Raw genomic sequence first — 21,523 nt, 5'->3', positions numbered from 1 at the left:
TTTTCTCGCCGCGACGTCGAATGCTTTAAAGCCGCTTCCAAATCCATGGTTTACCGATCGCTCTGCCGCTCTCGCCTTACAGTCCTAGCTTACGTTGTAACTGCTTGCTTTCCGTGCTCCAGCTATCAACGGCAAGCTTTGGTACAAAATCAGTTGAACAACTCAGCATGTGTTTTCGATGGAAAAAATTTGTTTACTCAATTGAATCTATTCAAATTAAATACATAAAATAGCGATTTCATATTTGACAAATATTCCTAATTACTATTTTTTCGACAAAAAAAGTACAAAAATTACTCATGCTCCACAATCGGATCATCAAACCCTATGATATCAATTACATGATCATCTAACAAAACTATGTAGTGATTTAGCTCAAGATCTTTCCTGATACCTTCAGTCATCTTGTGATATTCATTGAAAAAATCACCGTCCATGACCTTCTAAATATGCGAATAACCCACATCCAACGCATAGAGGTCATGAAGAGTTCGATAGGCATCACCTTCATCCATGACACGGTAGCAATCATGTCTCCCAAACCTGATTTTCAGGAATCTCCCTTCATTGAGATCCACTCTGAGGGTTAGGTATTCCAGATCATCCGTAAGCTGGTCCAGAAAAAAGAAATGGTACAGATCAATATTTTCCAAAAGCTTGTCAGCTAACATCTAATTCAACCCCAATTTCAAAACGCCAATGAATACTCAGGATAAGCTGACTTTGTTGCTCATACCTATTCAGATCATCTCAGTCGTCTATGATCTCCATTGCCGCGGCGCTGATCAGCTTTTCATCTTCGAACCATACTATCAAACCGAGCCCATCGTATTCGAATGGGGTCTGAACCGAACCATTTTCATAAAGGACGCCCACGCCGATCTTGTCAGGGTCGCTTCCCATATGCGTGATGAGTTCCTCTTCGGACATTCCAATCAGGTTTTTGCCACGAAACCCAAAATAGTCTTCACATTCAACACTCTCAACCTTGCCAAGGTCAGTTGCCACCGACTTCGCAAAATCTTGGATAGTGTAGGATCCTAACCCCGTGGATGTTGTACCTTCCGAGACCCTAAGCTTCAAATCGAAACGTTCGATATATTCTTCGATCGGTGTGCCAAATTTTATTGGACCGACACCAACACCAGGGGTCCATTCCCATTTCCAATCGGTCATCTCGACCCCTTTCCTCGGCGGCTATGTGTTTCCCCCGATTTTGCCCGGCGTGCGGCATCTCTGATGCGATCTATCTTGTTGTACAGCTTCTTTTTTTCCCGCCGCGACGTCGATTCTTTCAAAGCCGCTTCCAAATCTTTTGTCTGCTTCTCTGCTTTGTTTATCGCTCTGCCGCGATCGCCATGCGGCCCGTTTTTGCCGCTATCCGTGGCTTTCTTTCCACCATTCCCGTTCTTTCTTCGTTGCTTTGTTTCTGCCCCCTTTCCTTCATCCGGTCTTCTGTTTTCAAGAAAACTAGGATCCTCGTGGGTCTCAGTTCCAGGGGACCGCCCCTGCCTAAGTCCTGGAAACATCAGACGCTTAATGACGCCCTCGAAGCCACTGGCAGCTTCATCTGGCGTTGCTTCGAAGTAGAACCCGGTCGGCTCATCTCTTTCCAGCGGCCCCAAGGGAGGTAAAAGAGAGATACCCGGTCGCGGTGACACCCTTTGAGCATACTGCGCCCCAGTATACTTGTAGTGAGATGACTGCCCGATAAGATCGACACCATTCAGCAACTCGCTTGGAGACGCGTCAACACCAAGGTAACCCGGTAGAGACACTCGCCCCAGCAAATCCCGGGAAGTTAGCGCTATGGATGAGCCACGCTGCGGGTAATCAAGATCAAACCTTGTGCGTATTTCCTTTTCTCGTTTTCCTCCATTCGCACGCGCCAATCGTGAGGCGGCCTCTTCAGGAGAAAGGCCAAACCGGTCTCTCAAAAGGTGCCATTTGACACGAGATGCCCGAAAGCTCTGTTGATAGGGTTCCTCTGCAATTGAACTGATGCCCAGATCGGCTAGAGACCCGAGGCTCTCATATGCCGTTTTCACCTTGTCATCGGCATCGCTTTCCAGATCCTTCTTCAAAGAGGCGGCATATGGCCTTGGCAACACTCCTTTTTCTCGCGCGATCAGGCGAACCACTGCGCCCTTGTCGGCTTTGCCGTCATCAAGAAACGCAAACGCACGGTCGCTCAGCGTTTGTCGACCCAGCGCCTCGATCTCAGCGCTTCCATCGGAATTAAGCCACTTCAAAGCAGAAATGTTTATGCTTTGTTCTTCTCTAGCAAAAGTTTTAAGATCATTCAACTGCACTTTTTGGCGGGGTGTCAGAGCGGTGTTTGCGTCGATTTCGCGCGGATCAAAAAGCCCGTGGGTCTCTTCAATGCGCCTTTCGATACGTTCGGCTTCAGCGGCCGACGCGCCGGATTTCTCAGCAAGAGTGCCCATATAGATCCGCTGCAGAGTGGCGTCGGACAGGCCTTGAAGCTGCTCAGACCATTCAGGATCTAGATCTTCACGCTTGTTGTCTGAGGCGTCTTTCCGCGCCCCATTGACTGATAAGACATCGGCAGTTTCGTTGCCGCGAACTCCAAGTTCTGCTTCCAGAACACCGAGGCGTTCGTCGAGAGGGCGCGCTCCTATCCAGGTTTCGGCTACTCTTTCCTTGATCCGCTGAAACGCTGCGTCTTTGACGCGGGCAGGCAAGGGCACCGACCTTAAAAGCGTTTCTGCTCTTTTCAGCGCACCAGCGGCCTGCGCCGGGTCCCTGCTCACCTCCTCAATGAGAAGCTCTTCGTCATCCGCCAGTCCATTCTGGAAGTACTTCTCGTTTTCGGCAGCCTCAATCGTCGCAAAACCGCTCACATACCGGTCCCGGTCTACCCTGAAATTCTGCTCGGCGCGCGTCTTGCCTTCCTCAGAAAGCCCCCTCAGGCTCTCAGCATGTTCCTTTTCGAGAAAGGCAACCATGTCTTCGGTGTAACCAGCGCCGCCAGGCCTGTTCCTGGCGCGTTCGGCAATGGAACGCTCTGTCACCCGGCTCCGGATTTTTTTCTGCCGGTTTCGCTCCTCGGCTTCGTCAATCTGATGCTGACGTTTCTTCGCATCCTGGGCCACTTGGGCCGTTTGGACCGCAGTGCCTGCAAGGCTTGCAAAGTCCTGAGCAGAGCTGCGTATTTGTCGGCCAAAGCCTTGCGTTGCCACGCCGACAGCCGTATCGGCGACCACTTGCGGGCTGCCAACACCGGGAAGGCTTTGTGTGCCGGAAAATCTTTGCAATCTCGCCATTGAAAAATCCAATAGATGAAAATTGACTGTCCGAAGGCTTTGATCAGCCGCTGGACAGGCTGTAAACGGTTTTGCCGAGGGTGGTGAAAGCGCTTGTCGCTCCGCCAAGTATCGCGCCCGCAGCGCCAATCTGGCCGGCTTTACGGCGTGACTGCGCCCGCTCCCGGGCGGTCCTGGCCTCGAAGGTCAGATTGTCCCGTTGCCCTTCAGCCCGATACCGGATGGCCTCAATGTTTTGCGCCGCTTCATAAGCGTTGTCATCGGCAACATCCGTGAGAGACCCTGTCTCAGACAGGCCCCGTTCTGCCCCGGCGGCTCTGTTGTATCCACCGGCTCGGGTAAACTGTTCCAGGGTGCGCCGACGCTCAAAGGAGGCTTGCGTTTGATTGACACCTTTTTGCCGGTCGGCCAGTTCGGCCCTGCGTTCTTCTGCCTTGGCTTCCGCATCCGCTTGCTGGCGAATGCCTTGGGCTTGCACAACGCCGCCCGCCAGCGATCCCGCAATGGAAACCGCTGCCAATACTGCTGGATGGCACATATATTATGGCTCCACGTCTCGGCCAAAGTTGATGGCCAGAATTGTTGATGGTTTTCCGCCACTGACTTCAAGTGCCAGTTGCCCGCCGTCCTGCCAGCGCGTCTCAACGCACTGGTTGAGAACGCCTGACCGCAATGGCGCTGGCTCGCCGGAAGGGTCGCCCGCGCGGTAATAAACCAGCTCGTCCAGATAACCGTCTTCCGACCCGGCCCGGAGCGATCCGGTCTGCTGAACGGCAATCTGGCAGCTATCAACGCGCATCTTGCGGCCAAGGGCCGACCCGTCTTGCGCCGCAATCGGATAGGGCAAGGTCTTGGCTTGTGCCGTGACATTCAGGCCGATCAGGATATCTTCCGCCGTCTGGCCATTGGGGAGACTGACTTCCCCTCCGTCCACGGTTGCTGGGTAGTCCGTTCCATCGGCAAAAAGCACAACCTCTTCGCCTTCCAGATGGCTCAACCCTGTCACCGTGTTTGCCGGGACGCCGCTATAAAGCGCCGCACAGTCAAGATGCCACGCCTTCTCGGCTGCGCCGTCTTGAAACGGCCTCTGCATGATTTCGATATAGCGCCGGGTCGCACCGTTGATGGTTCGCCGGACTATCAGCCAAACCTCATCAGAACCGCTACCGGTGAGATCGGCCAGGCATTCCACCGGGCCGCCAAAGTCATGACGGTGCATGCCATAGACCTGCTGCTGACGTTCATAGGTAAAGCCGACGACGCTGCCCTGTTTGTCCCAGGCCCAGATAATGCTGTCAGGGTATTGCTGATAACAGGCACCTGAAATTCCGGGACGGAAAAGATGAGACTGCACCTCGCTGACCGATTGCGACACCCGGCCATCGGCGCCAAAGTCATAGGCCATCTCCCGCATATCGGTGCCATAAGGCCCGAAATAGAGAAGAACAGACCCAACCTTTATCGGGCTGACACTATTGGCGCCAAAATTGGTCTCCGGCCGTTGCTCGACATTTTCCGGGCCGAACGGGTCCTGATCGGTTGCCTTACCAACGGCACGCACAGCCTTTGAAGTCCCGACAATCAGATCATTGTCATCGACCAGCCACTGAATGCGGTTCACCTGGCCGGACAGGATACCAGCGGTAACGGCATCCGAAGCCTCAAGAACATGCGACACACCGAAATTGGTAAAATCCTCGGTCTGGCTTTCCCAGACCTTTTGCGGTTCTTCCAGAGTTCCGGCAAAGGCAAGCCGGCTCTTGTGCCAACCGACAGTTTCCGGCCAGCCCGTCGTGCCGCTCCAGGCACCCAGCCGCCAGGCCGTTTGCGCCTTTGTATCAAGCAATGCCTGCCCATAGAGCTGCACTTTCACTACTGTGCTGGAGCTTCGACTGACGATCTTGAACCATCGCCAGAAGCCGTCGGAGCCGCGAAACCGGATGTGCCGGCCGACATCGGAGGATTGAAACCCGGAACCGCCATTCAAACCGGCGGCACTCGATGCCGTCAGGTTGAAGGCCGTCTGGTTCTGGCCTGCCTGGTGAAAGACGATCTGACCAATGGCTGAGTTGTCGCCATTTGACCCGCCCCCTTGCTTGAAGCTCAATCTGTAGTAACTGAACGCCGTTTCGTTGTGAAAGGCATATTGCCGCCATTCATTTGAGGCCCAGGTATCCTGCCCATCTTGCGTATCCAGGATCGTCCAGCTCGAACCATCATTCGACGCCTCGATGTTCCATTGCCAGGGCATGTCGTCGTTTTGGCTGTTGTCATTCGGCGCCTGCAGCATGTAGGCATCAATAACAACAGGCCCCGTAAAACGGTATTGCACCCAACCCGATGCCCCACCGGACAAGACCACCTTGCCTTCCGAGCGATTGAACACTTGCCAGGCCGCCGTGCTGTTATTGGATGCGCTCACAGTACCGCTCGGCGCCGTGTTGGATGTCATGTCCGGAACCGGATTGCCCAGCCCGGATGGCTTCAGACTGGTCGGGGTGATGTTCACATCCAGATACGGCCCGTCCTTGAATGCAATCGGACCGATGGACCAGGACGTCTCGGACTGACGTTTCAGCGCCTGAGGTGCGATGCCTCCGCCGGTGATGAACAATGTGTCCGTGGATTGAACAAACTTCAGACCGGGCAGGTCCGACAGAGTATAAGGCGTTGAAACCTCAACACTGCCAACGCGGCCTGCGCTGGTATAGACCCGAAAATACAGGTGGCCGAATTCCAGCATGTAGTACTGGCCGTTACCGAACTCGAACGGGATCAGCCAGCCGCCCTGGCTGCTGTTTTTCATCTCCCCGATGAATTTGGTTCCACCTCTGCGGCGCAAGCCGCCGCGTTTCAAGGTGATGAAGTTTTCGCAGCGCTCAAGTGACGAGCGGAACAATTCCAGATCGGAGCGGTAAATCAGCTCCGGGTCCAGTTCACCGCGGCTAAACGTGGCTTGCAGATGATAGCTCATCGGTTCGTAATGATTTCCAGATCGATTGCAGGAAGCGGTGTGCCCTGCCCTGTGTCGTAGCTCCCGGCCTTGTCAAAGGCTTCGGTGGCCGCCTGACGCAGGGCCTCAGCGCGGCTGTTCTTGCCCGTAATCACATGAGCGCATCCGGCAGCCAGAAACAGCGCAAAGCCGTGCACGAAGAGCGGTGCAAATTCGGTTTCGCGCGTGACACGCCGCACGTATCGAAGGGGAAACGGCGGCGGCTTGTCGGTCATGATCCGCTGTCCGATCACCTCAAACTTGAGGATCTCGCCACCCGGAGCACCATTGGCGGTTTGCTGTGGCAGACGCAGGGCATCCGACGGTTTCTTGTATTGATAGGCCCATCGAAATGGCGGCTTCCCGGTCTCAACGGGTAGATGTGTCAGCGTGGTCGCAAAATCCCAGTCATGCATGGCAAGATAGGCATCGCGATGCGCGGCGTAGTGGTTCCGGAACCAGCGTGAGGCAACGGATGAAAAGTCGAAATCCCGTATCGGTGCTTCTTTCAAATGCGCAAGTGCCAGGTTCGCCATCTCCACGGACGTGTGAACGGTTCCAGTCATTCAGCTCTGCTTTCTGTTGATGTCAGGCGGCAGGTGGCAGGGTCATCTCGGCTTCATAGCCTTCAAGAGCCCGCACCGCTTCTTCCTTGTTGTCGGCTTTGACACCGGCATAATCCGCTGCCATGGCCTGTTGGGTCTTCCAGTGTTCCTTGCGCCAGCCCGCCGGCAGCGGGCGGCCAAAGGCTCCTCCGGCGGCGCTCTTTTGCTTGCGGTTCCAATCGGCGGAAATCACATTGTTCAAGGCATCGCGCTGCTGGTCCTTTCGGCTCGGCTCAGTCCCGAACCGATCTTCAAAATCCCTGGCATGGTTTTCTTCAAGCCGCTGCAGATGCTTGAGCCGGCGCATAATGATCTCGTCCATTCCAGACCCTTTCGTGAAAAAGAAAAGGGCGGCCAAAGCCACCCATTGTGATCAAGTTGTGTTGGTAGTGTCTCAGCGTTCAATTTGCGGCAGGTGGCCCGCCCCGGGTCTGCGGTAGCAAGCCCGCTGGTGGTGAATGCGGTTCGCGCTGCTTTGCAGCAGCTTCGCCTGCAGCCAGCCGCCGCGCCCTGACCTGTTCTTCGGCTGCCAGAACATTCACCTGAAAGCGATCTGTCACCTTGTGCCGAACACCCGTCTCATCATCGTAGAGCAGCGTCATACGCGGGCCATAGCCATCTTCATCCGCCACGCCTCGGGCCCTGTCGTGTCCGGTGTGTTCGTTGGGAGTCAGGTACCACTTGCTCGCTTTGATACCCTCACTGGCCAGAACGGTCTCTACGTTTTCACGCACATAGTGGCGGTCCTCGCCATCGATATCCGGATAGGCGGTCTCGACCGGATATTTCAGAACCGTTCCCTCTGTCTCTGGCGAATAATTGGAAAGAGACCATTTCTGCCGGAACTTCCAAAGCGCGAATTCATGGGCGGCCTCCCGGTGACCGTCCATCTCCAGATAACTTTCCAGAAGCATGTCATGGTAGTCTTTCAGCGCCTCGGCTTCTTCCTCAGGACTGGTGCCGAGCCGCTGATAGCGGTCATAGGATGTCTTTCGCGCGAACGGATCCTCTTTGTCGATCTTCCTGGAACCTTCCCTGTTCACGTCCAAAGGATTGGCCGGAACCGGCTGCAGTGCACCATCATCAACATCACCTTGCGGGGCCACGATGGCTTCGGGCTCCACCGAAACATCCGAACCAGGCGCCAACTGCTGATGTCCGCGCTCTTCATCGGATCGGCCCTCAAACACGACAAAAGGCAGATATTTGTCGACAAAAAGCTCGCGGTCCTTGTTGGCATCGCGCGACAAGGCCAGATCTTGGCCGAATTCAATCTGCTTCTGCCGGTCGTTTCCTAAAGCGGCTCTTGCCGCTTTTTCCGTCGCCCGCCAGTCGATTTCCGGGCTCTCGCCGTAAAGGAAATCATTCAGATCTTCTGTGGCAATGCCCAGTTGTTCAGCCGCGCTGTCACCAAGTTTGCCCAGCACTTTGCCGTGATCGATTTCGGTAACGAGCAGATGCAGCAACTGATAAGTATCGGCAAGGTCTTCGCCCGACTGATAAAGCTTGTAGCCCTGCCGGATCACCTGTGCGACGGCCGCCGCCACTGGCGCTCCTGGCCCGGTTGACGACGCAAGAGCTCCAACAAGAACCGACACGGCTGCATCCTCGGCCGCGCTTTGCGCCAATCCTTCGGCAATCGACTTGAGATCAATTCCCATAGCAGCTGCCACTTCGGAAGGCGGCAGATCGTGTTCCAGCGCAATGGCAACGACGGTCGTTGCCAATAAAAGACCAGTCGCCGTGCCTGCAATCACTGACCCTTTCCTGAAATCGATCCTTCCGGCAACTCTGGAAGCCTCGCTGATCAGCTTACCACTGCTGCCCTCCAACAACGGCAAGCCGGCCTTCTGACCGAACGGAACGGGTCTAGCCAGATCGTGCGGGTTTCGGAGGCCTTCCTGCAGCGCGCCCGTGACAGGCAACTTAGTGTCAACACCAAGTCTCAACGTATTAGGCTCGCCATGGCCAAAGCCTGGGCTAAACTTCTTACCGCGATCCCCGTCCGGTCCGCTGCCGAGTTCCAGCCGTCTTATTCTGTCTGCCCGCTCACGCCGTGCCTCTTCATAACTCCCCGGAAAAACAAGCACACCCTGCTTGTAATTTGCGCGCTTTCCATAGTTGTGACGGACAATGTTCATGTATTGTTCTTTGGTCAAATCAAGATCTGGATGCGTTACCAGCTCCAGCATCGCCCGTTTCACGGTCCAGAACCTGAAAGGCCTGTCGACAATCATTCGTTGCTTGCCGTTTTCATCGCGGTATCTGTTCTTCGCGAAATCGATATCCTGAGTAATAACCTCAAAATCGAAATCGGGATTGAGATCCATGAACTTGCGTGCCGTCATGTCCCAGATCTCTTTCCCCCCGCGCCGGCTGTGTCTCTTGCCTTTGGGGTCGTATATTTCCTTTTCTTTGTCCGTTAGTGAGGAGACGTCGAGAATTTTCATTTCACTTTTCAAACCCTCGACCCAACTCTCGAAATCAAGGAGCTTTTTGCCTCGTAGATGTTTTGAAGCCCGCATTTCAGCGTGAGCATCCTCACTAAGGAAAAAGTAGTCGCCTCGCTCCGCGAGAACGTTAAGCCCTTCGATGCCCGCGAGGCTCATGATGCGACTGATTTCAGAAACATCGATCAAAACAACGGTATCATTCATTCCGGCTGCTTCCCTGCGAATTCAAGAAATGTAGCTAGGTTTTCTCGCACATAAGCTTCGGTTTCAGAGGATCTAAGACCTGGGAGCTCCTTGCTCTCAACCAGTTCCGCCAAAAATTCAGCCGAATTGAGAGCACCAAGGCTATATGGAACTTCCGCCTTAAAAGCATACCAGTCCATGAAATCGTTTCGGGTTTCGTGAGACTCAAGCGGATTCAGATCCCAATAATCAGGGTTGTCAGGGAAAAAATTCGGTCGACTTTCTAGCAACCGACCCCACTCGATGCCTTTGAGAAGCGCTTGATAAATCTCCTGATGACGCAGCATCAGCCCGGCCAGTTCAAGCGCGTTTTCAAACGGCATCTTGGGCGCAATCTTCCCACTGCCTATTGCATATTCTTCAAAATAGGCTTTGCCCTCATCGGATTGCCGGAAAGCTTTCAACTCGTCCCGCCAACCGGTGATGTCATCAAAATCGGCCATCTGCCGGATACTCCGTTTTCAACACTATGTTCGTGAATGGCTACGGTGGTCCACTCGGATCGCGCAAAACATCCATAAGCAGCGCGAACCCGCAACCGACCCCAAATCCTTTTGCCCAAAAGAGACTTACTCTTCGAAGAAAACTCGAAGCCTGCTCATTCCGACTGTTTCCCGTCGAATTCAAAGAATATTTCGAAGTCGCTTCGCGCGTATGCTTCAGCTTGGGGAGATCTCAGTGCTGGCAGCTCCTTGCGCTCAACCATTTTTGCCAGGATTTCAGCCATATGCAGAGCGCCATCGTCATATGGAAGCCCGGATTTGAACGCATACCAGTCCATGAAATCGTTTCGGGTTTCGTGCGATTCCACCGGATTCAGATCCCAATAGTCTGGATGGTCGTGAAAAAAATTCGGCCGCTCCTCAAGAATCCGGTTCCATTCAATGCCTTTGAGAAGCGCTTGATAAATCTCCTGATGACGCAGCATCAGCCCGGCCAGTTCAAGCGCGTTTTCAAACGGCATCTTGGGCGCAATCTTCCCACTGCCTATTTCATATTCTTCAAAATAGGCTTTGCCCTCATCGGATTGCCGGAAAGCTTTCAACTCGTCCCGCCAACCGGTGATGTCATCAAAATCAGCCATCTGCCGGATACTCCATTTTCAACAATATGTTCATGAAATGTTCCGAAAATCAATCTTTGATTGTAGTGGAGTAGAATGCCAGCTTGCCCTGAAGTCGCATGCCGCCATCTTGCTTTGATGAGGTTCTTTCTAGCGGTGTTTTGACGAACCGTACAGAGACTTTAAATGTCCCAACGGCCTGTTTAGACAGAGCTTTTGAAAAAGGTAAAGAGTTTCATCCGGTTATGATGAGCGGCTCATTATGCGCCCTGGCAAGTCGATTGAAACCCTCTTCCACCATCGCGGAAGAGGGCTGATGTTCATCCCGGGCGGTTGAGCCACAACCGTCGCAAAGCCTTTAGATATTCACCTTCAGGCAGGCAAGCTTCACATTCTTGCGGGTGTATTTCCGGTCCCAGTTCAAGGCATTGCGCAGCTCGGCAAGAGTTGCGCCCTGGCTCTTGGCTAGGGACGCCCCTGTGAAATCCATGCCCGCCGGATGGATCAGCTCGAACCTGCGCGTTGTCAGATAATCCGCACCGCCGCCATCGCCGATATCCGGATCCCGCGTGATCTCCGTTCCCTCGTTGCCATAGATCGTTGTCCGGTTCGGCACCTCATCGATATGCATGAAAGCACCGGGTGCGAACAGGAAGCACGAATACTCATCCGAGTTCGTTCCACTCGACACGGGCATCATTTCCGAATGCACCACCATCATGCCCGCGTAATAGGGCACCTCGAAAGGGGCTTCGGACGGTTTCTTGAACTCGATCTTTTCATCGTCCAGCAACGTGCCATAGACAAAGCTGTGCATTGCGATAACACGCAAATCATCCAGGTTCTCGCCCATGGTCAGCCGCGCCCGGTTGATGGCCTGATAGCTGATCCGGCTGGCAGCGGTTGGAGAACCGACATCGGCATAAATTGAATAGACCATGTCACCGGCATCATTGGCCACGTTATCGGCAACCACGCCTTCCGCCGTGGCGATGATCCGCTCTTCCTTGCGCCGTCCCCAATAAGCGCCGATACGCTCGGCCACCCGGTTCATGGCACTGTCACCCCGGCCAGTCGCGGCATAGCTTGCCACCGTCTTGGCGCCATACTTCTTGGCGAGACGGTGCTTATACGCCTTCATGTCGCTTGCGGTGATCTTGCTTGTGGTGATCTTGTTGTCGCTGTCATCGATCACGGTCGGTTCGGCGTCGTCGAGATCCTCCCAGTACGGCACTTCGATCTGATTGCCACCCGCCTTGAAGCGCTTGGCGATATCGGGAGCCGGTGCGGCCAGAATGCCCGACTTTTCCAGCATGATCAGTTTGGCGGGTTTGTTTTCCGCCATGTAGGGCGTGAAGACACGCGGTACCACGATGTCTGAAATTTGAGACGTCATTGATTATCCTATGGTTGTAGATATGAACGAATTTGGCCAGCATGAACGGCCGCCTGAAGCGACACCGCTGGCAGGTTGGGAAACGGAAAACGGCCAGGCAGAAACAATCCGCGAAGCACCTTGTGCCGCGCAGTCCCTTAAGACTGAAATTCCATTTCAAGTGTATTTGAGTAATCTCAGTAAATGCAGAGCCGTTCTAATGGCCGAAATCGCATATTTGCAATATTTTTAACCAATTAAGCTTGAATACTCAAAATAATCTAGACAAATTCATGCCATCACTGAAAATGCTAAGTCATCAAAAAAGTAAAATCGACCTAGGTCGAAACTGAAGAAACATAGATACACTTGGATATTATAGATCTAACCAAGTAAAAAATTATAAGCCGAACAATCTCGGGTCCCGTCCTGCTGAGACGATCAACTGCTCCGCCAATATAGGCGTACGTTCCAATAGTGCCGCCTGCAACCGTAAGTCTTGAGTGTCAAGTTCAAAAGGATTTGTTCGTTTATCACTACTCTGTTTCGTACGCACATTCCGTTTTTCCGTTGTTACAGAATCCCGTTGCTTCAAAAAGTCCCTTTGTTCCGGCGTGAATACTGGTGGCTCGGTTTTACCGAAGGTTCGCTCCCAACTGGGATGGAAGCCGGACACACGCTTACCCGCGTAATAATCCTCCCAATGATCTTCGTTGTCGAAGTACAGTTCCATGGCATCGTAGTAATCAATTTCGAATTCTTCCGAAATTTTTTCTATAAACGGCTCATGATGATTTACTGTTGTGTTGAAAGGCGCCTTACCTAGCGCGCTCCCAATCCGTTTGGCTACAAAGTTGGTTATCGGTTGAGTTAGCAACTTATGCTCCTGTTTCACAATGTGAATCTATAAGTTCATTAATTGGGGTGATCCGGGTGATGAAGCCTGCAGCTTTGGCAACGCCCGTCACAACTCCGGTCACAGCATCTTCGACAAAGAAATGCCGGAAGACTTCAAGACCGCTTTCCTCATCGAGCGCATCAAGCTCGAAACTGGAAACAGCGAACACGCCACGTCCCGTGTTGAACCGGGCAATGGCACTTTCATCGATCCTCGCCTTTTCAAGTGGGCAAATGCTGTTCAGTCGAAAACAGCCTGTGTCGTCGCAAAAAGAAGGCAGATTATCAGCAACCCCAAACACCGTGACATTTTTGGCGACGACAAAGCCAAGCTTGTTCCGGTCATCTCGTCCGGTAAACCGCACGAATTGACCGCTGTGAATGTCCTCAGGTCGCCCGGTTATGGCAACATCACCAGGTGCCATAACCGGCATCAGGCCAGTAAAATGAATGCGGTCACTGTCCGGGTAATCAAAGAGCCAAAAGGAACTGGCACCAAAGAGAATGATCACCGCAAAGGCCGCATATACCGTTGGCCGGCTCAGCCTTGCCTCCTCCACCTGTTTCCAGGCAAGAACACTGGAATAGCAAGCCAGAGCCAGTGCGATCAAAGCCAACGTGATCGAATACTCTTGAATATAGTAAGCGGCAAAGAAGACGTCATTTGCCCCGAACAGCATCAGTAAAAGAACAAAAGTTGAAACCGCAAACCAGAGTCTGCACCGGTTGAAGAAAACCACATTCGCGAAAAACGGCCACGACAGATTCGCAATCAAAAACAACATGCGTTTCGCAAGCATTCAACCGTCCCAAGTCATTCCATTTCAAACCGGCTCAGAGCCGTTCGGTATTTGCGGTGCGCCGCAGATGCCCCACTCAAAAGTGGCTCCAGTCTTTGACCATTGCCACCTTTTGATCTTGTTGCGCTGGATTGACTGCTCCAGAAAAGCAATAGCTCTCACAACTCGGCTGACGTCAAGTCCAGTGCATCGCTCATTGCTCCGGTGCGATGGATCGGAAGGGCACACTCGCAGGTCGTAAGAAAATCAGCGTTTGGAATTTCAGACACTCGATCTGCTCATCGGAGCCCGGTTCATAGTCCGTGTAGACAAACATTGAGTGGTGCTGTTTGCCCGTCTTCTTCTGAACGAACTCGGTGACGGACGTGCATGTCGTGTCGAAGAGCTGATGCCTGACCGTGAATTCCTCATCGGTGAACTTCTTCATCGGCGTTCCAAGTTCGGTGACCGTGCCGGAACCGGCCATGATGTTCATAATACCGTAAAGTTGTTTTCCAAGGTCCTGAATGAAGAGCCCGTCAGGATCAAGATAAGATTTGATGTCTGTCTCTGCAGTGAACTCTGGAACATAGGTTTCCTTGGTCAAGTCCACGTTCAACACCGTGATCGTGTCAGGTTGCTGGTACTGTAAAAAATCGAATGGATAGGTGTAATATTCGGTTCTGCCATAGGGTGTAAAATACTGAGAATATCCATCAATCTCTGAGAGTTCACCGGCATTCCTGGATATGGCTTCCTGCGAATACCCCAAAAACAGAACCCCAACAGTGCTGCCAGGCCGCACCTTGGATGACAGTGGTCCAATAGAGCCATCGACATAGCTCTGAATTTCGCTCTGAAGCACTTTTGGCTGCTCAGGCCAGGGGATAACCTGATCTGCGATGGCACCGGACGCCAAAACCGTCAGTCCGGATATCAAGGCCGCCAAAACAACCGGATACACCCGGCTGGACTTTTTCAAGTTCGCAAGAAACGCCTTCATCACATGCACCCTTTTCCAGATCCTGTCTGTTCCTTGCCTGGATCATATGTTCATTATTTGTTCCGATCAATTAAAAGTTGAAAAACACCCTCACAGCCAGATGACGCTCGCCCGATGGAAGCTCGGAACGGATGCTCAAAGCCTGAACAAAGCCGGGTCGCGTCCCGCCGCAAGGATCATCTGCCGCGCTTTGGCCGGGTTCCGCTCCAGCATCTCGGACTGTTCCTTCAGGCTGAGGCTGTCGCTTGCAAAGGGGTTTGTGCCGTTGCCGCCGGTGTTCAGCCCGGGCAGGCCATCTTCGGCAAGAGCGCTGTCATGGATAAAAGCCAGCAGTTTGACCGCCGTCGGGTCCGCCACCTGTTGCAAGCCATCGGCACCGGCTGTCGTCAGCGCCCCCTTCTCGGAAAACCAGCCGCTCAGGTCGATGCCATTGGCTTTCAGTCCTGTCATCGCCCTGTCGGCCTTGGCGACCACATTCTGATACCCGTCGCTTTCCGGTGCGCCATATTCCTTGATCAGGGCCTGGTGGGCCGCTTGGGTTGTCTCGGCCTGTTTTTGGGCCGTTACATGCGCGGCTTCGGTGTTGGCCGCAAAGTGGTCCGCCATCTTGCCAACCCAGCGGTCATGCAGCTTCTGCGCGGCTTCCGGGTGAAGCCCGGCTTCCTGAAACCACCCGCTTGCCTCTTCGGCAAAGGCCTGATCATAGGGAAAGTCTTCTGCCAGCCCTTCCGGAAGATCGAACCGATAGCCGTTTTCAGGTGTCCAGCTTTTCGAAACGTCCTGATAAAAGGCTGCCTTTTCATCGCTGCTGGCACTCTCGCCCGGCAGCATCACGGCGCTTGAAAGCTGGTCCTGCAACGCATGAAAATCACTAAAGACACTTTCCGCGTTGCGCCAGCCGTTGTCAGCGGCAAAGGCTCTCTGGTCTTCCGTCAGGCCGGACAGGAAAGCATCCGGTCCCGGCGCTGCGTCCTCGCCCGCATATGCGGCGTCATTTTGATCGTCCAACTTAAAACTCCTCGTCATGCTCAAATTCGGGAAGCGTTTCCAGGCGGGCTGCCGCCTGCAGGGCGGCATGTTCTTCCGGCGGTATGCGCAGCATCGACAGGATCCGCGCAAACAGCGCCTTGCGCCCGTCCAGATAACCGCCTGCGCGCGCGTCCAGATCAACCGGCGGTGCCTGATAGATCCCGCAATCTGCTGCAAGATCCGCCAGCACAGTCTCGCCGTCTGTACTTGAAAAGACGGACCTATAGGCCCGTTCCAGCTCTGCGGCCCTGTCTTTGCGCCGCCGCGCCCGCCGTTTGAGGCAATGCCACATTCGTTTCTCCAATAGCTGACCGGACCAGACAAGCGCCGCCCGGTTTTCACGCCCCACGAGTTCAGAAATTGTTTTCCTTGAATGGTTTGCACAGATCCGAAAAGCCTAACGGCCCTCTTGCACCACCCTATAAGCACGCTTAAATTGTATTCAGACGAACATTCGCCTATCACAATCCGATTGGGACAGAAGCACCACATGCCCAACTACGACCTGGCCCGCATGAAGTGGGGCGGCGTTTTGCTCGGTGCCGCCGCGCTTTACAAGGTCGACGAAATTCCGCTCAACCATCTAAACGCCGGAGATTTTCAGGACTCCCTGGAAACCGCCGCGCTCTGGGCGTTCCGCGTGGCAACGGTTGTGTTCATTTTCCTTCTCATACGCTCCATCAGTTCAGGCGTGCGCCACGGACGCGAGCTTGACCAGATGATCGCACGCGAGAAAGCGATGAAACGCGGGGAAGACCGCTTCCGGGACTGATCAAAGTCCCAGGTCTTGCGGCAGGGTACTGCCATCCAGCGTCCCGTCTTCGCTCAGGGTCTTGATCAGCGGAGCGCCGTCCCTGGCCATTTTGGCCATGCTTTCCCCGGCCGCCAGTTGCTGTTGCTGCTGGGTTTCGGCCTCGCGCTTTTGCCGCAGCGCCTCCACCTCTTCCGGGCGCCGCTTCAGCTTGGCTGGCAGCCCCAGTGCCCGGCGGGTCAGGTCGTATTCCTCTTCCCGGTCATGCAGATCCATAAGGGTCGGGTCGCTCGCCGCAGCAACACCGAGATATTCCTGGAAGCCCATGATCGCCTCGAAATGACCTGCCTCGCGCATCTGATCGATGGGCGCTGTCGGCTTCAAGGTCACATCGCTGCCTGCAATCGTCTCGGGCGGCGCCAATGGCGATCCTGGGGCAAACGCACCCCGCCGGCCCAAAATGCCGACTTCGCGTTCAAAAAGGGCCTCATTGCCGGCCATGATGTTGGTCGAAAACGGACCGATCATGTCGGCCATTTCCTTGCGGCGGATATTGGCTTCCGTTGCCGTCCGGCCGCTGCCCTCCAGCAGCGTCTGCCACAGGTCGCCGTAAAGGCCGACCCTCAGCTTTTCACGGATATTCTCGATCTGCGCATCCGCCGCTCCCGGACTGACCGTATCGATCATCGGCCGGAACAAGGGCCGCCCCTGCTCGTCGATCAGCCCCGGGTTGATGCGCCCTGGGTTAAGGTCGAGCTGCCGTTCCTGGGCATGGGTTGCGATGGGCGGGCGCACGGCCTGAGAGCTTGCGATCAGCGCATCCTTGGCAAGGCTTTGCAGGCTCTTGATGTCGCTCATCAGCTTGGCCTGCGGCGGCGAACCATAGGGCGACAGGCCGTCCCGGTCCCACCGGCTGATCACGAGCGGATATTCAAAGAAGCCTCCCCTTCGGCAAATGTGCTTGCTGTCTTCTTCAAAGTGAATGCTCTCGTAGCGCGACTTGCGGATGTCGGCCGCATCGTCCTGTCCGCCCTCACGCAGAAAACAGGCATGCACGAACCGGTGCTCGGCATTCTTGCGCTTCGGGTCGCCCGCCTCCTCCCGGATCTTGTCGGAAAGATTGCCGCCATATTCCTTGGCCGCCTGCCAGGCCTTCAGCGTTCTGACACGGAAGAACCCGCAATCACTGCCCTGTGCATCCACAAGCAGGTAGACCTCGTAAAGCGGCACATAGCGGTAGTGAACAGGCGTGCGGATGTCGGCAAGGCTCGTCTCGTTTTCCGCCGGAAACAGAACCCCCGTGCCCAGCTTGACGGTGGACAGAAGCCGTGACCGGTTGGCCAGCGCAAATCCAGACCGGCCGGACGCCCGCACGCGGAACAGATGATCACGCACGGCTTCGAAAAACTCTTCGTCTTCCTGTGTCGGCGGAGGCGCGAACGGATCGCCGAAACCGACGCCGTGCCAGTTGAAGCCTTCCGGCATGGTCAGCGACCCGACGCCCGATGCCAGCCTGTCCAGCAGCCAAACCGCCGTCGGATCATAAAGCTTGCGCGAGCGCTCCCGCGCTGCTGAGCTTTGAAACGCGCTCATTCCGTCGGCGGCGGTAATGCCGCCCGGCCGGTTGAACGCCCGCTCCATGTCGGGCGCGGTATAGGTGACATAGTCCTGCCAGTCGGCCTCATACCATTGCCGCTCGGCCCTGGCCGATTGCAGCTCGGATTTCAGATCGTCAACAATGTTCATATGGTCAGGCCCGTCCCAAAAGCGTCACACCCGGGCGCGAGGCACTGCCATAGTCCGGCACGCCCAGCGGGCTGGTCAGGTTGGTTGCCCTGGTTCCGTAAGCTGCGGCCCTGCGGCGGCGGCTGTTTTCCTGAAGGTTGCGCGCCTGCCGCTGCGGATCGGGTTCGCGCGGCGGCGGCGGTGTCGGTTCCGGGTCCGGCTGCTTGGAGCCGCCCCCACCAAAAAGACACATGAGTGCTTCCTTTCTGAATGCTTGGAAAACGTCACTGGAAGAAAAGAGTGGCCGGTGTTTGCCGCAAAGCGGTCACGCGCCGCCGGCAGGCAGGCACCACCTTACGTCCGGGTCCAACCGGCCGCTGCGTGCACTCTTCCAAAGTAACGTGATGAGGCTTGTTTTAGCCCTGTTTTGACGAACCGTCCAGCAAGGCTGATGCTCTCAAGTCCCTGTTTAGACGCGGGAATTCAAAAATGCCTTGCAGTCGAGGCACTTGCCCACCAGCCCCGGTTAAGCGCAGGACGGCCCAATCTTTCAAGCGCCGCCCCGCTGTCAAAGCTGCGCCGGGTCCGGCTTGGCCCTTGGCTTGGCCACACCGGGCATCAAGGGTTCCCGGACAGGCTTTGAAACTGGCCCGGGAACTGGTTTTTGACCTGGTCTTTGAGCTGTTTGGAAAGCTGGTTTCGGGGCAGGAACAGGGGCGTTTTCCAGCCGCGGGCTTTCGGGCGCGGCAGATGATCCGCTCTCATCTCTCTTGCCGCTGGTCTGCAGGCGCCCGGCCCCATACCGCGCTTGCCACCGCCGCTCACGGGCCGCCCCGGCATTGGCCTGAAAATGATCGCTCACATGGTGCTGCTGGCCTGTCTCGTCCTCATAGCTCAAGGTCATGCGCGGCCCGTAACCATCCTCATCTTCATTGGCCTGTGCCTTGTCCCGGCCGGTTCTTTCATTCGGCGTCAGATACCATCTGGCCGCACGAATGCCGTTGTCCCGCAAAATGGCCTCCGCCTCCTGGCGCACATAGCCGTGGCCGTCTTCTTCAAAGTCCGGATAGGCCGTTTCAACCGGGTATTTCAACACCGTGCCTTCGGCTTCCGGAGCAAAGGCTGACAAGGCCCATTTCTGCTTGAACTTCCAAAGAGCAAACTCTTCTGCGGCTTCCTTGTGGCCATCCATCTCAAGATAGCTTTCGCGCAGCATTTCCCAATATTCGGCAACCGCCTCGGCCTCTTCTTCCGGCGATCTGCCAAGGCGCTGATAGCGGTCGTAGGACGATTTGCGGACAGGCGCATCAAGACCGCGCCTTTCCGCACCGGGCTTGGCAAGCGGCACGGCGCGATCGCCTTCAATGACCGGACCATCCGGACCGGCCGTAACCGCGTCAGATCCCAAACCTGAAGGCTTTTCGCGCGGCACCGCAGCTCCATCGTCAAAAACCTGCTTCCCGGTTTCAGCGGCAATCTGCGATCCGGCCAAACCGGACACCACTTCACCGCCGGGCTGGGCTGTGGCGATAGCCGCCCGGTGCGCCTCGGCTCTAGAGATAATCTCACCGGCCAACTGCTCCGTGGAGGCCCCATCCCCGGCGGCCTGCACCAGTGTGCCTGCATCCTCTTCAACGGCCGTGCGCACGCTGCCCAGCCTTTCGTCCAGCTCGGCTTCGTCCCCGCTGGTGCCGAACACCCAGTCGATTGCACCACCGACGGCGCCCGTCAACGCATCGCGCCCATCCACATAAAGCCCGAATGCTTCGGACCCTTCGATGGCCGTTGCAATTCCGGCCATCTGCTGGATGGTCTCATTCTCCGGATAGGCCGCCCCATAAAGCTGTGTCACGGCAATGATATCATCGATATTGCCCAGCACATCCCAGGCTTTCTTTATTGGCCCGACAGGCGTCAGCGTAATTGCCAGATCTATCCCAGCTTCCGCTGCAAGATCCGCCAGTTGCTCACGGGTAAAGTCAATTCCGAGCGCCTGTGCGGATTCCAGATATCCCGCACCGCTTTCATCCGCTTCCCGTGTGATCAACTCATGCAAGGCAGCAGCAGCCGCAGCCGTGATGATAGCCGGCGCTCCAGCGCCGAACAGTTTCCTGGCTTTTCCTGCCGCCCGCTTTCTGTTGGTCTTGCGCTTTTTTCGATCCTCCAATTGGATCGCCTGCCGCGTCTCTTCCCTAATCCTCCTGGCTGCTTCATAACTTTCGGGAACGTCATAGACGTGTTGTTCCAGATTGTGGCTCTTACCGTAATTCCCGGAAAGCAAGTCAGCCCGCAATTCGGTGAATTGCGCCTTAGACAGCTCAACATCAGGATGCGTCATCAGCCAGCTTAGCGCGGATTTCATGCTTAGACGCTCAAAGGGAACTTTCTTTAGGGGATGGTGTTTGCCAACCCTGTTATCGAGGAAGTCCTGGTCCGCGCTGATCACCTCAAAGTCGTATTCGTGAGCATGGTCAAGCATGAACTTTCGGGCTCCCATGTCCCAAAGTTCCTTATTGTTGCCTTGAGTCCCCGCCTTGCGGAGCGGATCGTACCTCTTTTGTTCTTGTCTCGAAGCACGATTTATTCGCACCGCATCCAGGACTTTGTTGCCATGATACCGTTTTTTTTCTAACCAGCTCTCAAACAATTCTCGCTGATCACGACTGATCTTCTTTACATCCTCATCGCCCGTGAAAGATTGATGAACATATAAAAACCTGTCGCCCCGCGCGACGATCGCATCCAGTGCTTTGAAACCGCCAAATTTGAGAATTGTCCCAAGCTGTGCCTGATCCAGAAGGATGACCTTTTTCCGGCTCATGCAAGGTCTCCTTCTTCACCAGCCGTGAGTATGAAAGCGTATCTTTTAAGCAAAAAAGCTTTGGTTTCGGGAGATTGAACCCCGGGAAGGTCTCCCCGAAGAATGTCGCTCGCCACATCGACTCCAGCCAATCCAAACGCGGCATAGACAGGAGGATAGCTTGCCTTAAAGCAGAACCAAGGCCAGAACTCGTTCATCATCACAACGGCGTCTTTGGGGTAGAGTTCCATTTCAGGTGCATCATCTCTAAACGGCCCGCGCGCATCCATCAGCTTTTCCCACTCGGCAACCTCCTTCATCGCCGCAAGTGTGTCCTCATTTTCAAGAAGAACTTTTATAAAATGAAGAACCTGGGACACGTGCACCTTAGGTCTGATCTGGTTCACAAACTGATCCAGATAGGCCACCCATTCGTCGTCCCAGCGTGCCTCAAGGTCACGATACTCGTCCCGCCAACCGGTAATGTCTTCAATATCTGCCATTCGCTTAGTCCTGAATTT

At 55.0% G+C, this 21,523-nt stretch carries 21 protein-coding genes; 2 read left to right on the top strand and 19 right to left on the bottom strand.

Going from position 1 to position 21,523, the window contains the following annotated elements; all coding sequences use genetic code 11:
- Window positions 1-750 precede the first annotated feature (750 nt).
- The 10 genes from K1718_RS09655 to K1718_RS09610 form a co-directional block, all read right to left on the bottom strand.
- Window positions 751-1,176: a hypothetical protein gene (locus K1718_RS09655; RefSeq protein ID WP_152500726.1), complete on the bottom strand. Its 426-nt coding sequence runs from the start codon at window positions 1,174-1,176 to the stop codon at window positions 751-753.
- Complete coding sequence (locus K1718_RS09650) at window positions 1,173-3,287, bottom strand: hypothetical protein (RefSeq protein ID WP_265684128.1); 2,115 nt, start codon at window positions 3,285-3,287, stop codon at window positions 1,173-1,175. The genes K1718_RS09655 and K1718_RS09650 overlap by 4 nt, the downstream gene beginning before the upstream one ends.
- Window positions 3,288-3,330: 43 nt before the next feature.
- Entirely contained in the window at window positions 3,331-3,825 is a 495-nt protein-coding gene (locus K1718_RS09645; protein ID WP_152500724.1) for a virion core protein, T7 gp14 family, read from the bottom strand.
- A gap of 3 nt (window positions 3,826-3,828) precedes the next feature.
- Window positions 3,829-6,261, bottom strand: a complete 2,433-nt coding sequence (locus K1718_RS09640; RefSeq protein ID WP_265684125.1) for a phage tail protein — start codon at window positions 6,259-6,261, stop codon at window positions 3,829-3,831.
- A complete protein-coding gene (locus tag K1718_RS09635) occupies window positions 6,258-6,845 on the bottom strand; it encodes a phage connector family protein (protein WP_265684123.1) in 588 nt (195 codons plus the stop codon). The genes K1718_RS09640 and K1718_RS09635 overlap by 4 nt, the downstream gene beginning before the upstream one ends.
- Before the next feature lie 22 nt (window positions 6,846-6,867).
- Window positions 6,868-7,206, bottom strand: coding sequence for a hypothetical protein (locus K1718_RS09630; protein ID WP_152500721.1), 339 nt, complete (start codon window positions 7,204-7,206; stop codon window positions 6,868-6,870).
- A gap of 79 nt (window positions 7,207-7,285) precedes the next feature.
- Entirely contained in the window at window positions 7,286-9,541 is a 2,256-nt protein-coding gene (locus K1718_RS09625) for a hypothetical protein (RefSeq protein WP_265684121.1), read from the bottom strand.
- Window positions 9,538-10,023: a hypothetical protein gene (locus K1718_RS09620; protein ID WP_265684119.1), complete on the bottom strand. Its 486-nt coding sequence runs from the start codon at window positions 10,021-10,023 to the stop codon at window positions 9,538-9,540. The genes K1718_RS09625 and K1718_RS09620 overlap by 4 nt, the downstream gene beginning before the upstream one ends.
- A 155-nt stretch (window positions 10,024-10,178) precedes the next feature.
- Window positions 10,179-10,664 (bottom strand): hypothetical protein, encoded by a 486-nt coding sequence (locus tag K1718_RS09615; protein ID WP_152500718.1) that lies wholly within the window; start codon window positions 10,662-10,664, stop codon window positions 10,179-10,181.
- A 337-nt stretch (window positions 10,665-11,001) separates the two neighbouring features.
- Complete coding sequence (locus K1718_RS09610; protein ID WP_152500716.1) at window positions 11,002-12,039, bottom strand: hypothetical protein; 1,038 nt, start codon at window positions 12,037-12,039, stop codon at window positions 11,002-11,004.
- Between the two features lie 22 nt (window positions 12,040-12,061).
- Between K1718_RS09610 and K1718_RS09605 the strand changes: the two genes are divergently transcribed.
- Window positions 12,062-12,271, top strand: a complete 210-nt coding sequence (locus K1718_RS09605; protein ID WP_265684117.1) for a hypothetical protein — start codon at window positions 12,062-12,064, stop codon at window positions 12,269-12,271.
- Between the two features lie 147 nt (window positions 12,272-12,418).
- Here K1718_RS09605 and K1718_RS09600 read toward each other — a convergent pair whose 3' ends face one another.
- The 5 genes from K1718_RS09600 to K1718_RS09580 all read right to left on the bottom strand — a co-directional run bounded on the left by K1718_RS09600 (window position 12,419) and on the right by K1718_RS09580 (window position 16,018).
- Window positions 12,419-12,895: a hypothetical protein gene (locus K1718_RS09600; RefSeq protein WP_265684116.1), complete on the bottom strand. Its 477-nt coding sequence runs from the start codon at window positions 12,893-12,895 to the stop codon at window positions 12,419-12,421.
- A gap of 1 nt (window position 12,896) precedes the next feature.
- Window positions 12,897-13,715: a hypothetical protein gene (locus K1718_RS09595; protein ID WP_265684114.1), complete on the bottom strand. Its 819-nt coding sequence runs from the start codon at window positions 13,713-13,715 to the stop codon at window positions 12,897-12,899.
- A 193-nt stretch (window positions 13,716-13,908) separates the two neighbouring features.
- The gene (locus K1718_RS09590) at window positions 13,909-14,697 is read right to left on the bottom strand and encodes a hypothetical protein (protein WP_152500713.1); all 789 of its coding nucleotides are present in this window, start codon (window positions 14,695-14,697) and stop codon (window positions 13,909-13,911) included.
- Between the two features lie 135 nt (window positions 14,698-14,832).
- On the bottom strand, window positions 14,833-15,705 hold the full coding sequence (locus tag K1718_RS09585; RefSeq protein ID WP_265684111.1) for a hypothetical protein: 873 nt from the start codon (window positions 15,703-15,705) through the stop codon (window positions 14,833-14,835).
- Window position 15,706: 1 nt separating this feature from the next.
- Window positions 15,707-16,018, bottom strand: coding sequence for a Bbp19 family protein (locus K1718_RS09580; protein ID WP_265684108.1), 312 nt, complete (start codon window positions 16,016-16,018; stop codon window positions 15,707-15,709).
- Window positions 16,019-16,216: 198 nt separating this feature from the next.
- Here K1718_RS09580 and K1718_RS09575 point away from each other — a divergent pair, with 198 nt between their 5' ends.
- Window positions 16,217-16,498: a hypothetical protein gene (locus K1718_RS09575; protein WP_265684106.1), complete on the top strand. Its 282-nt coding sequence runs from the start codon at window positions 16,217-16,219 to the stop codon at window positions 16,496-16,498.
- On the opposite strand, the gene K1718_RS09570 is transcribed toward K1718_RS09575, so the two are convergent.
- The 4 genes from K1718_RS09570 to K1718_RS09555 all read right to left on the bottom strand — a co-directional run bounded on the left by K1718_RS09570 (window position 16,499) and on the right by K1718_RS09555 (window position 21,505).
- Window positions 16,499-18,223: a portal protein gene (locus K1718_RS09570; protein ID WP_265684103.1), complete on the bottom strand. Its 1,725-nt coding sequence runs from the start codon at window positions 18,221-18,223 to the stop codon at window positions 16,499-16,501. It lies immediately after the preceding gene.
- 4 nt (window positions 18,224-18,227) lie between these two features.
- On the bottom strand, window positions 18,228-18,455 hold the full coding sequence (locus tag K1718_RS09565) for a hypothetical protein (protein ID WP_152500708.1): 228 nt from the start codon (window positions 18,453-18,455) through the stop codon (window positions 18,228-18,230).
- Window positions 18,456-18,770: 315 nt separating this feature from the next.
- Window positions 18,771-21,023, bottom strand: coding sequence for a hypothetical protein (locus K1718_RS09560; protein WP_265684100.1), 2,253 nt, complete (start codon window positions 21,021-21,023; stop codon window positions 18,771-18,773).
- On the bottom strand, window positions 21,020-21,505 hold the full coding sequence (locus tag K1718_RS09555; RefSeq protein ID WP_265684098.1) for a hypothetical protein: 486 nt from the start codon (window positions 21,503-21,505) through the stop codon (window positions 21,020-21,022). Before K1718_RS09555 ends, K1718_RS09560 begins: the two co-directional genes overlap by 4 nt.
- Window positions 21,506-21,523: the final 18 nt, after the last annotated feature.

It is taken from the genome of Roseibium porphyridii, assembly GCF_026191725.2.
In the GTDB taxonomy this organism is placed as follows: Bacteria; Pseudomonadota; Alphaproteobacteria; order Rhizobiales; family Stappiaceae; genus Roseibium; species Roseibium porphyridii.
The sequence above is the reverse complement of the archived record's forward strand: the minus strand, read 5'-3'. Positions and strand labels throughout refer to the sequence as shown.